Annotated in this window: 13 protein-coding genes; 12 read left to right on the plus strand and 1 reads right to left on the minus strand. The window is 31.5% G+C overall.

Translation table 11 applies throughout. The annotated features are described in order from the left end of the window. Positions 1-354: 354 nt before the first annotated feature. The 4 genes from CELLY_RS09965 to CELLY_RS09980 all read left to right on the plus strand — a co-directional run bounded on the left by CELLY_RS09965 (position 355) and on the right by CELLY_RS09980 (position 4347). The gene (locus tag CELLY_RS09965; RefSeq protein ID WP_013621550.1) at positions 355-1182 is read left to right on the plus strand and encodes a prephenate dehydratase; all 828 of its coding nucleotides are present in this window, start codon (positions 355-357) and stop codon (positions 1180-1182) included. Continuing rightward, on the plus strand, positions 1179-2321 hold the full coding sequence (locus CELLY_RS09970) for a pyridoxal phosphate-dependent aminotransferase (RefSeq protein ID WP_013621551.1): 1143 nt from the start codon (positions 1179-1181) through the stop codon (positions 2319-2321). The genes CELLY_RS09965 and CELLY_RS09970 overlap by 4 nt, the downstream gene beginning before the upstream one ends. Before the next feature lie 76 nt (positions 2322-2397). Continuing rightward, positions 2398-3258: a prephenate dehydrogenase gene (locus CELLY_RS09975; RefSeq protein WP_013621552.1), complete on the plus strand. Its 861-nt coding sequence runs from the start codon at positions 2398-2400 to the stop codon at positions 3256-3258. A gap of 6 nt (positions 3259-3264) precedes the next feature. Beyond that, positions 3265-4347, plus strand: coding sequence for a bifunctional 3-deoxy-7-phosphoheptulonate synthase/chorismate mutase type II (locus CELLY_RS09980; RefSeq protein WP_013621553.1), 1083 nt, complete (start codon positions 3265-3267; stop codon positions 4345-4347). Positions 4348-4413: 66 nt separating this feature from the next. On the opposite strand, the gene CELLY_RS09985 is transcribed toward CELLY_RS09980, so the two are convergent. Next, positions 4414-4857, minus strand: coding sequence for a hypothetical protein (locus tag CELLY_RS09985; protein WP_013621554.1), 444 nt, complete (start codon positions 4855-4857; stop codon positions 4414-4416). A gap of 111 nt (positions 4858-4968) precedes the next feature. On the opposite strand from CELLY_RS09985, the gene rsgA reads away from it, so the two are divergent. The 8 genes from rsgA to rlmN all read left to right on the plus strand — a co-directional run bounded on the left by rsgA (position 4969) and on the right by rlmN (position 14387). After that, positions 4969-5922, plus strand: a complete 954-nt coding sequence (gene rsgA / locus CELLY_RS09990; RefSeq protein ID WP_013621555.1) for a ribosome small subunit-dependent GTPase A — start codon at positions 4969-4971, stop codon at positions 5920-5922. Next, positions 5919-6371: a D-aminoacyl-tRNA deacylase gene (dtd, locus tag CELLY_RS09995; RefSeq protein ID WP_013621556.1), complete on the plus strand. Its 453-nt coding sequence runs from the start codon at positions 5919-5921 to the stop codon at positions 6369-6371. Before rsgA ends, dtd begins: the two co-directional genes overlap by 4 nt. A gap of 64 nt (positions 6372-6435) precedes the next feature. Next, positions 6436-8349 (plus strand): DUF3857 domain-containing protein, encoded by a 1914-nt coding sequence (locus tag CELLY_RS10000; RefSeq protein ID WP_013621557.1) that lies wholly within the window; start codon positions 6436-6438, stop codon positions 8347-8349. 45 nt (positions 8350-8394) lie between these two features. Continuing rightward, the gene (locus CELLY_RS10005; protein WP_013621558.1) at positions 8395-10410 is read left to right on the plus strand and encodes a transglutaminase domain-containing protein; all 2016 of its coding nucleotides are present in this window, start codon (positions 8395-8397) and stop codon (positions 10408-10410) included. After that, positions 10410-10736 (plus strand): nucleotide pyrophosphohydrolase, encoded by a 327-nt coding sequence (locus CELLY_RS10010; protein WP_013621559.1) that lies wholly within the window; start codon positions 10410-10412, stop codon positions 10734-10736. The genes CELLY_RS10005 and CELLY_RS10010 overlap by 1 nt, the downstream gene beginning before the upstream one ends. A 33-nt stretch (positions 10737-10769) precedes the next feature. Continuing rightward, on the plus strand, positions 10770-11999 hold the full coding sequence (locus CELLY_RS10015) for a 3-phosphoshikimate 1-carboxyvinyltransferase (RefSeq protein WP_013621560.1): 1230 nt from the start codon (positions 10770-10772) through the stop codon (positions 11997-11999). A gap of 201 nt (positions 12000-12200) precedes the next feature. Further along, positions 12201-13250: a tRNA preQ1(34) S-adenosylmethionine ribosyltransferase-isomerase QueA gene (gene queA / locus CELLY_RS10020; RefSeq protein ID WP_013621561.1), complete on the plus strand. Its 1050-nt coding sequence runs from the start codon at positions 12201-12203 to the stop codon at positions 13248-13250. Between the two features lie 93 nt (positions 13251-13343). Beyond that, a complete protein-coding gene (gene rlmN / locus CELLY_RS10025) occupies positions 13344-14387 on the plus strand; it encodes a dual-specificity RNA methyltransferase RlmN (RefSeq protein WP_013621562.1) in 1044 nt (347 codons plus the stop codon). Positions 14388-14433 lie beyond the last annotated feature (46 nt).

Here is a 14433-nt window from a genome sequence, read left to right on the forward strand (position 1 = left end):
GAAAAAAAGGCGATTTTTAACGTTTCAAAACAATATTCATTAACATAACATTAACATTTTTAAAAACGCAACTCTTAATAAAATGTTAAAAAAATAACACAGGTATTAAATAATGTTAGATGAGTGAAAAAAAATAATAATAAAATTTGTTTTTTAAATTTAATAATTACCTTAGCCACATATTACAAGAACAATGAACACAAGATATTTCTGGAACGGTTTTTATTTTTACTTCTTTTTTAAGAGAGGTACGGGACTGTTGTAGTATATTTAAAATATAGATATAAATTAAAGTCCCGTGTATAACGGGACTTTTTTTATACAAAAAATTGACGTTTAAGTAGATAAAAAGAAATGGCATTAAAAATTGCAATACAAGGTATAAAGGGTTCTAACCACCACCAAGTAGCTAATGAGTTTTTTGGTGAAGATGTAGAATTGGTAGAGTGTCTTTCTTTTGATGAGCTAATTCATCAACTAATGACGGGTTACGCAGATAAAGCAGTTATGGCTATAGAAAACTCAATTGCAGGTTCTATAATACCAAATTATGCGCTTGTTTATAATAACGATTTACATATAATTGGAGAGCATTATCTAAATATTCATCATCATTTAATGGCTTTAGAAGGTCAAAAAATTGAAGATATACAAGAGGTACATTCTCACCCAATGGCACTATTACAATGTAAAGATTTTTTAAAAGCATACTCACATATAAAATTGGTAGAATCTGTAGATACAGCAGAAACAGCACAGCGTATAGAAAAAGATAACTTAAAAGGTATTGCGGCTATTGCGCCAAAAGTAGCATCAGAATTATACAATTTAGAAGTTGTAGCATCAGAAATACAAACCATTTCTAATAATGCAACCCGTTTTATTATTCTTAAAAAGGAAAATAAAGAGTTGCCAGAAGAAGAAATAAACAAGGCATCATTACGCTTTGTTTTAGACCATAAACGTGGCAGTTTAGCGGCAGTTTTAAATGTAATGAGCGATTGTAACCTTAACTTAACAAAAATACAATCACTACCAGTAATAGAACAACCTTGGAAATACTCTTTCTTTGTAGATGTAACTTTTTTAAAGTACAAAGATTATAAAAAAGCCAAAGCCTTATTGCAAATTATGGCAGAAGAATTTAAAGTTTTAGGAGAATACAAAAATGCAAGAGGATGATAACTGCAGATAGATTAGAACATATACAGGAATACTATTTTTCTAAAAAACTTAGAGAAGTACGTGGGTTAATGGCCAATGGTAAGCCTATTATTAATATGGGAATTGGTAGTCCAGATTTGGCACCATCTGAAATAGTCGTAGATGCTATAAAAAATGCAGTAGAAGATACAGGTGCACACCAATACCAAAGCTACCAAGGGTTACCAGAATTAAGAGAAAGCATAGCTGCTTTTTATAAAAATAATTTTAGTGTTACTGCAGATCCACTTAATGAAATTTTACCATTAATGGGATCCAAAGAAGGTATTTTACACATTAGCATGGCTTTTTTAAATGTTGGTGATGCGGCTTTAATTCCAAACCCAGGATACCCAACATATACATCTGTAACTAATTTAGTAGGAGCAGAACCTATGTATTATGACCTTGTATCAGATAATAATTGGTTTCCTGATTTAGATGCTTTAGAAAAGCAAGATTTATCTAAGGTAAAAATAATGTGGGTATGTTACCCGCATATGCCAACAGGAGCTGTGGCAACTAAAGAACAATTACAAAAGTTAGTTGCATTTGCCTTAAAAAACAATATTTTATTGGTGAATGATAACCCTTATAGTTTTGTTTTAAATACTGCGCCAACAAGCATTTTAAGTATAGAAGGAGCTAAAGATTGTGCCTTAGAATTAAACTCGCTTAGCAAAACTTTTAATATGGCCGGCTGGCGTGTAGGTATGGTTTTGGGAAGCGCAGAACATATAAATGCTGTATTAAAAGTAAAAAGTAATATGGACTCTGGTATGTTTTATGGTATACAAAAAGGAGCTATAGCAGCATTAAAAAGTAGTAAAGATTGGTTTACAGAATTAAATAAGGTGTATGCTACACGTAGAGATTTAATTTTTCAATTAGCAGACAAGTTAAATTGTACTTATGATAAAAATGCTGTAGGAATGTTTGTTTGGGCAAAGCTGCCTATAGGTAGTATTTCATCAGAAGAATTTATAGATGAAGTATTGTACAGTAAAGATGTGTTTATAACACCAGGAACGATTTTTGGAAGTAACGGAGAAGGGTATATACGTTTTTCATTATGTGTAACCCAAGAGAAAATTAAAGAAGCAATAAGTAGATTTTAAAAAGGAGTAGCGGTATTAAAGTTTAGTAATAAGTAAGTTTTACGACCAACATCTTTACTATTATATAAAATAAGGAATGAACGTATTTGTAATTGGCATAGGATTAATAGGTGGCTCAATGGCCAAGGATATTAAAAGAATAAATGCTAGTGCTAAAATTTATGGTGTAGATATTAATGATGCACATATAGAAGAGGCATTGTCTTTAGGCGTAATAGACCAAAAGGCAAGTTATCATGATTTGCAGTTGGCAGATGTAGTAATTGTTAGTATTCCTGTAGATGTAATGGTAGTAGAGTTGCCAAAAATATTAGATGCTATTAATGATGATGCTATTGTATTGGATGCAGGTTCTACAAAAGGCTTAATTTGTAAACAGGTAGAAAACCACCCTAAAAGGAGGAATTTTATAGCCTGTCATCCTATAGCTGGTACAGAGTTTAGTGGTCCGTCTGCAGCTATAGAAAATTTGTTTAAAGGCAAAACAAATATTATTTGCGAAGTAGAAAAAACAGCATTTAAGTTGCAGGAAAAAGCATTAGATCTTTTTAGAGATATGGGTATGCGTATACGTTATATGAATGTAGATGCTCATGACAAACACATAGCTTACGTGTCTCATTTATCTCATATTAGTTCTTTTATGTTAGGAAAAACGGTTATTGAAAAAGAAAAGAATGAACGCGATATATTTGATATGGCAGGCAGTGGATTTGAGAGTACTGTGCGTTTAGCAAAAAGTTCACCAGCAATGTGGACGCCAATTTTTAAGCAGAATAAAACAAATGTTTTAGAAACATTAGAAGAGTACATTCAGAATTTAAAAGCCTTTAAAGAAATGATTGAAGAAGACAATTATACAGGCATTTATAATGAAATGGAAAGTACAAACAAGATAAAAGAAATATTAAAAGGAATACCCCAGAATAAAAATTAAGTAAAGATGGAAAACTCAAAAGAAATGAGAACATGGTTGGATGACATGAAGCTAGATCATCCACTAGTAATAGCAGGGCCGTGTAGTGCTGAAACTGAAGAGCAAGTTTTAAAAATTGCTCATCAATTAAAAGATACAGATGTAAATTATTACAGAGCTGGTATCTGGAAGCCAAGAACCCGTCCTGGGAATTTTGAAGGCGTAGGTATTTTAGGTCTTAAGTGGCTGCAAAAAGTAAAAGCAGAAACAGGTTTAAAAACAGCTACAGAAGTTGCAAACAGAGCACACGTAGAACTTGCGTTAGAACATGATATAGATTTATTATGGATTGGTGCGCGTACATCTGTAAGTCCGTTTATTATGCAAGAAATTGCAGATGCATTGGCGGGTACAGATAAAATTGTATTGGTAAAAAACCCAATTAACCCAGATTTATCTTTGTGGTTAGGTGGTATAGAGCGTTTACATACCGCTGGTATTAAAAACTTAGGTGCAATACACAGAGGTTTTTCTACCTATGAAAAAACAAAGTACAGAAATATACCAGAGTGGCAATTGGCAATTGAGTTTCAAAACAGATTTCCAGATTTACCATTAATTAATGATCCGTCTCATATTACAGGTAAAAGAGATATGATTTTTGATGTATCGCAAACTGCACTAGATCTTAATTTTGATGGGTTAATGATTGAAACTCATTTTGATCCGGATAATGCGTGGAGTGATGCTGCACAACAAGTAACACCAGACAAATTAGTGCAAATTATGCGCGATTTAAAAATTAGAAAAGAATCTGATCCAGAAGCAGAGTACAACAAAGACCTAAGTAATTTACGTGCACAAATAGATGTTATTGACGCACAGTTAATTGAAACATTAGGAAAAAGAATGAAAATTTCTGATCAAATTGGAGCTCTTAAAAAAGAGAAAAACGTAGCCGTTTTACAATCTACAAGATGGAATGAGATTTTAGGTGCAATGATTTTAGAAGGAGAATCTAAAGGCTTAAGTGAAGAGTTTGTTTTAAAAATGTTTAAAGCAATACACCAAGAGTCAATTAACCATCAGGAAAAAATTATTAAAGGATAATTTAGAGTATAAAAAAAATCCCGATGTAAAATTGCATCGGGATTTTTATAAAAAAGGTTTAAGAAATTATTTTTTCTTAAAAATGTATCTGGTAATAAAAATACCTTTACCATCACCTTTACCAGCTTCACTTTCAACAGCACTAGTTACAAAGGCAAGTTCCCAGCCTTCTTTAACCATTGCATTAATTTTAGAAGTAATAATGGCATCATTGGCAGCTATGTTTTGAAATCTAATTCCGCCAATATTGTAAAAGTTAAGTAATTTAGTTTCATCAAAGCCTTTAACTCTAATGTCTCCTCTTTTAGATTTATTTCTTGTGTTATCTTCTTCAGTTTGTGTAGAAGTGTACTCTTTGTAATCTTTCTCCTCGTTAGCAGAAATTATTCTAGATCTACCTAATCCGTTAGGAACAATAGACTCAACACTAGTAATAACTTTAAATTGTTGAGCAGATAAATCTACTGTAGATAAGCAAAGGATAAATGCAAAAAATAATAATTTTTTCATAATTGTTAATTTGTTTGTTGTTTATATAATTTTTTAAACGAGAAAAAAAAAGCTGTAGTATAGCGCATATATTGTTTCTTTGTAAAAAGAAAGTAAAATAAAGAATACAAAATGATAGGAACTGTTTATAAATCTACTGGAAGTTGGTACACTGTAAAAACAGATGATGGTGTATTTTATGACTGTAGAATAAAGGGTAAGTTCCGTTTAAAAGGCATAAAAAGCACTAATCCAATTGCAGTAGGCGATAGGGTGTCTTTTGATCTTGAAAAAAGTGGAGATGAGACCAACGCTACCATTACAGAAATTAAAGACCGTAAAAATTACATTGTACGTAAATCTGTAAACTTATCTAAGCAAACACATATAATTGCAGCAAATTTAGACCAGGTTTTTTTAATGATAACGTTAAATAATCCGCAAACATTTACCAGTTTTATAGATCGTTTTTTAGTGACAGCGGAAGCCTATGGTATACCTGCCGTTTTATTATTTAACAAAGTAGATTCTTACGATGAGGATGAGTTGGTAGATGTAAAATATTTGGCTGCTTTATACCGTAGTATTGGGTATACCTGCGTTGGTATTTCTGCAAAAACAGGTAAAAACGTAGATAAGGTAAAAGAAATGATGACAGGTAAAATAAGTATGTTTTCTGGTCATTCTGGTGTAGGTAAATCTACCTTAGTAAATACCATAGATAAAGAGTTAAATATAAAAACTAAAGAAATATCTGAACAGCACATGCAAGGGCAACATACCACAACTTTTGCAGAAATGTACGATTTAGATTTTGGAGCCCAAATTATAGACACACCAGGTATACGTGGCTTTGGAATTGTAGATATGGAAAAAGAAGAGATAGGTGACTATTTTCCTGAATTTTTTGCACTAAAAAGTGAGTGTAAATTTAATAATTGTTTGCATATTGATGAGCCTAAATGCGCTGTTAAAGATGCTTTAGAGAATGATGAGGTGGCTTGGAGTAGGTATAAAAGCTACGTGCAAATGATAACAGGAGAGGAAGAAAACTACAGACAAGATATTTACGGAGACAAAAAATGAGAGCAGTAATACAAAGGGTAACAAAAGCTAGTGTTACCGTTGATGATAAACTTATTTCTAAAATAAATTTAGGCCTTTTAATTTTGTTGGGTGTTGAAACTAATGATACAAAGGAAGACATAGATTGGTTGACTCGTAAAATTGCAAATCTTAGAATTTTTAATGATGATAAAGGAGTAATGAATAACTCCCTTTTAGATTGTAAAGGAGATGCAATTGTTGTAAGTCAATTTACGCTGTATGCTGCTACTAAAAAAGGAAATAGACCTTCTTACATAAAAGCAGCAAAACCAGATGTTGCAATACCATTGTATACTACTTTTGTTTCTCAATTAGAAAACACTTTAGGTAAACCTGTTGGTACTGGTGTTTTTGGTGCAGATATGAAAGTAGATTTACGTAATGATGGTCCGGTTACAATAATAATAGATACAAAAAATAAGGAATAATCGTATATTTTTTTGTAGGTTTTTTAAGAGTTTTTATTAATTTAGGCTCAACCAAAACCAACCAATGCGCTTATTTTTCAGCTTTATATTGCTTCTTTTTTTTCAACTAACTGAAGCACAAGATTTTAATTATCAATCTTTATTAATTAATTCCAATTTAACCAAAAATGCAAATGCAGTTGTACGGTTAGATGAAATGAACATTCATATTAGTTCTAAGACTAAAATGAATATTAAGCATAAAAGAATTGTAACTGTTTTAAATAAATTCGGTGATGTTGCAACACATACCTATAGAGGATATGATTTAGACAGTAAATTAATATCTGTGCAAGCCTTAGTTTATAATCAACTAGGAAAACAAATAGGAAAGTTTAAAGAAAAGGACTTTAAAGATGTTAGTGCAGTAGATGGTAGTACATTATACTCAGACTCCAGAATAAAATATTTAGATTATACCCCAGTAACTTACCCTTACACTATGGAGTTTACCTATGAGTATACCAACTCTAATACAGGTGAATTAATACCAGCTTGGTATTTTTTAGACTCTTTTTATTTAAGTACAGAAAAAAGTAGTATTTCAATTACCTATGATGACGAAAGTTTTAAACCAGAAATTAGGGAGGCAAACTTAGAAGGTTTAGATGTTGAAAAAATAATAAAAAGCGGTAGTACTTCATATACAGTAAAAAATATACCTGCATTAAAAAAAGAAAGTTTAAGTCCGGCTTTTTATAAAATATCACCAAAGCTGCAAATAAGGCCAATAAACTTTACTTATGGTGGTTATGATGCTTCAATAAAAACTTGGCAAGATTTGGGTAAGTGGATGTACACTAACTTACTTAATGGTAGGGGTGAGTTGCCAGAATCTACAATAAATACGGTGAAATCTTTAACAAAAGAAGCTAAGTCAGACATTGAAAAAGCAAAAATTATATACAAGTATGTACAAGATAATACAAGGTATATAAGTGTACAAGTAGGTATTGGAGGTATGCAACCAATATCTGCTTTAGATGTAGATAGGGTAAAGTATGGAGATTGCAAAGGATTATCTAATTACACAATGGCCTTGTTACATGCTGTTGGTGTAAAAGCATTTTATACACACGTAGAAGCGGGTAATTATAAAGAAAGTTTTAATAAAGGTTTTGCATCATTGGCAGCGGGTAACCACGTTATTTTAGCAATAGAGAGTAATGATAAGTACTACTGGATAGATTGTACGTCTCAAATACATCCATTTGGGTTTTTAGGAGATTTTACAGACGGAAGAACAGTACATGTTATAAAACCAGATGGAGGTGAGTTGGTACAGACAGATAGTTATGTAAATGAGGATAATTATCAAAAGACAGAAGCTCATATTTCACTTTCAAACACCGGAGTAATTGCTGCAGATGTAGTAATTACAACTAAAGGTGTACAATATGATGATAGGTTTAGCATAGAAAGAAAAACATCTGATGATATTAAAAAGCATTATACATCTTATTGGAGCTATATAAATAACCTTAAAATTAATAATTATACCCTTTTAAATAATAGAGATAGTATTGTTTTTACAGAAAAAATTAGTTTAGAGGCAACAAATTATGCTTCTGTTAGTGGTAATAGGTTGCTATTTATGGTAAATGCACTAAACAGAAATAATGCAGTACCAGATAGGTACAGAAATAGAAAATTACCATTAGAAATACAAAGAGGATATTTTGATGAAGATGAATTTGAAATTCTACTTCCTTTAGGTTTTGAAGTTGAAGCAATGCCTAATAACACTTTAGTAGAAAATGAATTTGGATTGTATAGTGTGTCATATAAGTTATCAGAAGACTTAAAAAATGTAGTGTACAAAAGAAAATTACTTATTAAAGAAGGATATTACCCAAAGGAGAAATATAAAGACTATCGTGACTTTAGAAAAAAAGTATCGTTAACAGACAATGCAAAAATTGTTTTAGTAAAAAAATAAACCAAAAGTTAACCAGAACCCCACAACCAAATAACCCAATTTATTATGATTAAAAAATACAGTTTAGTAGTACTATTCAGTTTAGCTATTAACCTAATCTCTGCTCAAGATTTTGATTTTGGAAAAGTATCTACCAAGGAACTAAATGAAAAGGTACATCCTTTAGATTCATCTGCAAGTGCAGCTTACCTATATAAACATAAGAAGTGTTATTTTAGATATTTAGATAATAGTGGCTTTGAATTAGTAACCGAAGTTTATGAGAGAATAAAAATTTACAACAAAGAAGGATATGATTTTGCAACTAAAGCAATACCACTTTATAAAGCATCACAAGGAAATAGAGAAAAAATAATAGGGCTAAAGGCTGTTACTTATAACCTAGTTGGTAATAAAATTGAGGAAACAAAGTTGAAGAAGGATGGTATTTTTGAGTCTGAGATGTCTGAATTTTATGATCAAACAAAGTTTACAATGCCAAATATTAAAGATGGTAGCGTAATAGAATTTAAATACAAAATTAATTCTCCTTTTATTTTTAATGTAGATGAGTTTGTGTTTCAGCATAGTATACCTGTAAATAAATTAGAATCTAGTTTTTCTTCTCCTGAGTACTATAATTATAAATTAAACTCTAGAGGATATTTAAATATTTATCCAAAAATAACTAGAGTTAACTCTAGTTTAAATATTAAAAGCAAAACTAGGTCTAGTATGTCATCAAATGTAGTAAGTACTACTTTTAGTAATGACAAAATAAATTTTTTTGAAAACAAGCATATATATAGCGTAACAAATATTCCTGCCTTAAAAGAAGAACCATATATAAATAATATAGATAATTATAGAGCAGCTGCAAAATATGAACTCTCTTATGTTCAATACCCTAATAGTGTTCCTAAATACTATTCATCAACTTGGAAAGATGTAGTAAAGACAATTTACGATAGCCCTAGCTTTGGAACCGAGTTAAATAAAACGGGTTATTATAATCAAGATATAGACCCTTTAGTAGCTTCATTATCAGATCCTATGCAAAAAGCAGCTGCAATTTATAATTATGTAAAAAGTAAGGTAAAATGGAATGGTATTTATGGTAAGTACACCTATAATGGCGTACGTAAAGCTTATAAGGAAAATGTAGGTAATGTGGCAGATATTAATCTAATGCTAACATCTATGCTAAGGTACGCAGGTTTAAATGCAAATCCTGTTTTAGTGAGTACAAGAGGAAACGGGGTTCCTATTTTCCCTACAAGAGAAGGTTATAATTATGTGATTTCTGCAATAGATACTGGTGAAGGTATTATACTTTTAGATGCTACAAGTATGTATAGTATGCCTAATGTGTTACCAACAAGAGTGCTTAATTGGGAGGGCAGGATTATTGCTAAAGACGGAGCGTCATCTACAATAGGTTTGTACCCTAATGAACAGTCTACAAAGACAATAATGATGACAACTAATTTAACTGCAAACGGAGATTTATCGGGCTCATATAGAAAGGTAGTAAAACTTCATAATGCCAGAATATACCGAAATAATTATAATGAGGCAGATGAAGATGGTTATATAGAAAAAATTGAAAAGTCCTTAGATTTAGAAATATCAGATTTTGAAGTAAAAAATAGCCTAGATATAGGTAAACCAATCTTGGAAAGTTATAAATTTGTAAAAGAGAGTCAGGCAGATGTAATTGGTGATAAAATATATTTTTCTCCAATGTTTTTTTACAAATCTAAAAGCAACCCTTTTAAATTAGAAAAAAGAAGTTACCCTATAGATTTTAGTTATCCATCAGAAACAACCTATAGAATTATTGTAGATATTCCTGAAGGATACAAAGTAGAAACGTTGCCAGAAATTAAAAGTATAGCTCTTCCGGAGCAGTTAGGATCTTTTAAATATAATGTTACTCAAAAAAATAATCAGATTCATTTATTAGTCGTAGAATCAATAAACAAAGCAATTATAACACCAAAGTATTACGAGGCTGTTAAAACGTATTATAAAATTTTAATAGAGAAGGAAAACGAGAAGGTTGTTTTAACAAAAATATAATGAACATACAAAACGCACAAGAAGCCGTAGATAACTGGATAAAAGAACACGGAGTTCGCTATTTTAACGAGCTTACAAATATGGCACAGCTTACAGAAGAGGTAGGTGAGGTTGCACGTATTATTGCGCGTAGGTACGGAGAGCAAAGTGAAAAAGAATCTGATAAAAATAAAGATTTAGGTGAAGAACTAGCAGATGTTATGTTTGTTGTGCTTTGCCTTGCAAACCAAACAGGTATAAATTTGCAAGATGCCTTTGATAAAAAATTAGATCTTAAAACCAAAAGAGATCATAATCGTCATCACAACAATCAAAAATTAAAATAAGTTCTTATTTTTAATCACTTAAAGTCTTTTACATTGAAATTATATTTATCAGCCCCAGAAAATAAAACATTAAATTCTGCTATTAAAATAACAGGAAGCAAAAGCGAGTCTAACCGCCTATTGTTACTACAAGCATTATATCCGAATATAAAAATAGAAAATCTTTCTAATTCTGATGATGCAATTGTAATGCAAAAAGGAATTAAGGTATCTAAAGGAGAAGTAGATATACATCACGCAGGTACAGCAATGCGTTTTTTAACCACTTATTTTTCTTGCCAAGATGGTAAAGAAGTTGTGCTTACAGGGTCTAAACGTATGACAGAGCGCCCAATAGGAGTATTGGTAGATGCATTAAAATCTTTAGGAGCAGATATTACCTATTTAGAAAATAGTGGTTATCCTCCGCTACATATTAAAGGAAAAAAAATAACAACAAACAAAGTAAGTTTACCAGCTAATATTAGTAGTCAGTACATTTCTTCATTAGTATTAACTGCACCAAGTTTAGATAATGGTTTAGAGTTAGAGTTGGTAGGTAAAATTACCTCTGTGCCTTATATAAAAATGACGCTAGCTTTACTTACGCAAATAGGAGTAGAAAACTCTTTTGAAGGTAATACTATTAAGGTGGCGCCAAAAAAATCTGTTAGTAATACTACACTGGTTGTAGAGTCAGACTGGAGTTCTGCTTCTTATTTTTACAGTATTGTAGCAATGTCTGCTGTTGGTACAGAAATTACCTTATCAGCCTATAAAAAAGATAGCTTACAGGGAGATAGTGTTTTGGCTGATATTTATACAGATTTTGGTGTAGAAACTACATTTTTAGATGCTAAAGTAGTTTTAAAAAAGATCACAGATAAAGAAACACAAGAAATTACAAAAGACCTTAGTAATGCGCCAGATATAGCACAAACCATTGCAGTTACGGTTTTTGGTTTGGGACTAGGTTGCCATTTAACAGGTTTACACACGCTTAAAATTAAAGAAACAGATAGGTTAGAGGCTTTAAAAACAGAGCTTACAAAATTAGGAGCGTCTATTACGGTTACAGACAAGACACTTACTATAAAACCAACAACAAAAATTAACAAAGACATTGCTATAGATACCTATAATGACCATAGAATGGGAATGGCTTTTGCTCCTTTGGCGCTAAAAACAAACTTGTTTATTAATGATGCAGGTGTGGTGTCTAAGTCTTACCCAGATTTCTGGACCGACCTTAAACTGCTTAAATTTGGTGTAAAAGAAGCATAATTGTGGTTAAATTGTTATTTAATTGGTGTTTTACTTGACAACGCCTATTGTAGCATAGTATATTTGCAATCGCATAAAAAGAAAATTAAAAAAATATGCACTAAACCGTAAAACGTTGAGTGCTTTTTTATTGGCATAAAATAATATCGTTTTTAATTTTCAGAGGTTATGTATAACCGTTAACATCATAAAAAATATTAAATGAAATTATCTAGCTTTAATTTTGAACTTCCAGACAATTTGTTAGCCGAGTATCCTTCTGAACACAGGGATGAAGCTAAATTGATGGTAATACATAGAGAAACCGGAAAAATTGAACACAAAATGTTTAAAGACCTTATTAATTATTTTGATGAGGGAGATGTAATGGTTTTAAACAACACTAAAGTTTTTCCTGCTCGTTTATATGGTAATAAAGAAAAAACAGGGGCAAGAATTGAAGTGTTTTTATTACGTGAATTAAATGCAGAACAGCGTTTATGGGATGTTTTAGTAGATCCTGCACGTAAAATAAGAATAGGAAATAAATTGTATTTTGGTGACGATGAAACTTTAGTTGCAGAAGTTATAGATAATACAACATCTAGAGGTAGAACTTTACGTTTTTTATATGATGGTTCTTATACAGACTTTAGACAAAAATTAAAAGATTTAGGAGAAACACCATTACCTAAATACATAAAAAGAGAAGTAGAGGAATCTGATGAAGACAGGTACCAAACAATATACGCTAAGCACGAAGGTGCTGTAGCTGCACCAACAGCAGGTTTACACTTTTCTAAACACTTATTAAAAAGATTAGAAATTAAAGGAGTAGATTTTGCAGAATTAACTTTACACGTTGGTTTAGGAACTTTTAACCCAGTAGAGGTAGAAGATTTATCTAAACATAAAATGGATAGTGAAGAGTTAGTTATTGATGAAAAAGCTACAGAGGTTGTAAACGCTGCTATAGATAATAAACGTAGAATTTGTGCTATTGGTACAACGGCTATGCGTGGTTTAGAAAGTGCAGTTTCTAGTAACGGACACTTAAATACGTATGAAGGATGGACAAATAAATTTATTTTTCCTCCTTATGATTTTAGTATTGCTAACTCTATGGTTACAAACTTTCACTTACCAAAGTCTACTTTGTTAATGATGGTTTCTGCTTTTATTGGCCATGACCTTATGAAAAAAGCATACAAAGAGGCTATCTTAGAAAGCTATAAATTTTACTCTTACGGAGATGCAATGCTAATTATATAATTGGCATTTTAATACATAAAATATAAATCCCGTCAGTTTTCTATTTTTAATAGAAATTGGCGGGATTAACTTTTATCTACTACCTTTAGTACTGTGGAAAAAAATAAGAAAAAAGACATAAGAGCCTTAACTAAGGAACAAATTAGAGCGTTTTTTGTAGCTCAAGGAGATAAAGCCTTTAGAGGTAACCAGGTATACGAGTGGTTATGGCAAAAAGGGGCACACTCTTTTGAGGCAATGACAAATGTATCTAAAGAAACAAGGCAATTGTTGGATGATAACTTTGTTATAAACCACATAAAAGTAGATCAAATGCAGCGTAGTAGTGATGGTACTATTAAAAACGCTGTGCAATTACATGATGGTTTAATTGTAGAGTCGGTTCTAATACCAACAAAAACAAGAACCACAGCCTGTGTCTCTAGTCAAGTTGGTTGTAGTTTAGATTGTAGGTTTTGCGCAACATCTAGGTTAAAGCGTATGCGTAACTTAAATCCAGATGAGATTTATGATCAAGTAGTTGCTATAGATAATGAAAGTAGATTGTATTTTGACCGTAAACTAAGTAACATTGTGTTTATGGGTATGGGCGAACCTTTAATGAACTATAATAATGTTTTAAAAGCTATAGATAAAATAACCTCTACAGAGGGCTTAGCTATGTCTCCAAAAAGAATTACGGTTTCTACATCTGGTGTTCCAAAGATGATAAAGAAAATGGCAGATGATGAGGTAAAGTTTAAATTGGCAGTGTCCTTGCATTCTGCTGTGGATGAAATTAGAACCTCTATAATGCCTTTTAATGCTACTTTTCCTTTAAAAGATTTAAGAGAGGCGTTACAGTATTGGTACGCTAAAACAAAAAGCAGAATTACATATGAATATGTAGTTTGGGATGGTATTAATGATACACAGAATGATGCAAATGCACTTGTAGATTTCTGTAGGTTTGCGCCATCAAAAGTAAACTTAATAGAGTATAATCCTATAGATGATGGTGAGTTTCAGCAGGCTAGTAATAAAGCTATAGATATGTATGTGACAACATTAGAGCGTAACGGTATAACAGTTACGGTAAGGCGCTCTAGAGGTAAAGATATAGATGCAGCTTGTGGGCAGCTAGCAAATAAAAGCTAAAAAAGGCAGGCGAAAACCAATCACCTGCCTTTAACTAAAAAAACAC

Origin of the sequence: Cellulophaga lytica DSM 7489, assembly GCF_000190595.1 — a bacterium.
Taxonomy (GTDB): Bacteria; Bacteroidota; Bacteroidia; order Flavobacteriales; family Flavobacteriaceae; genus Cellulophaga; species Cellulophaga lytica.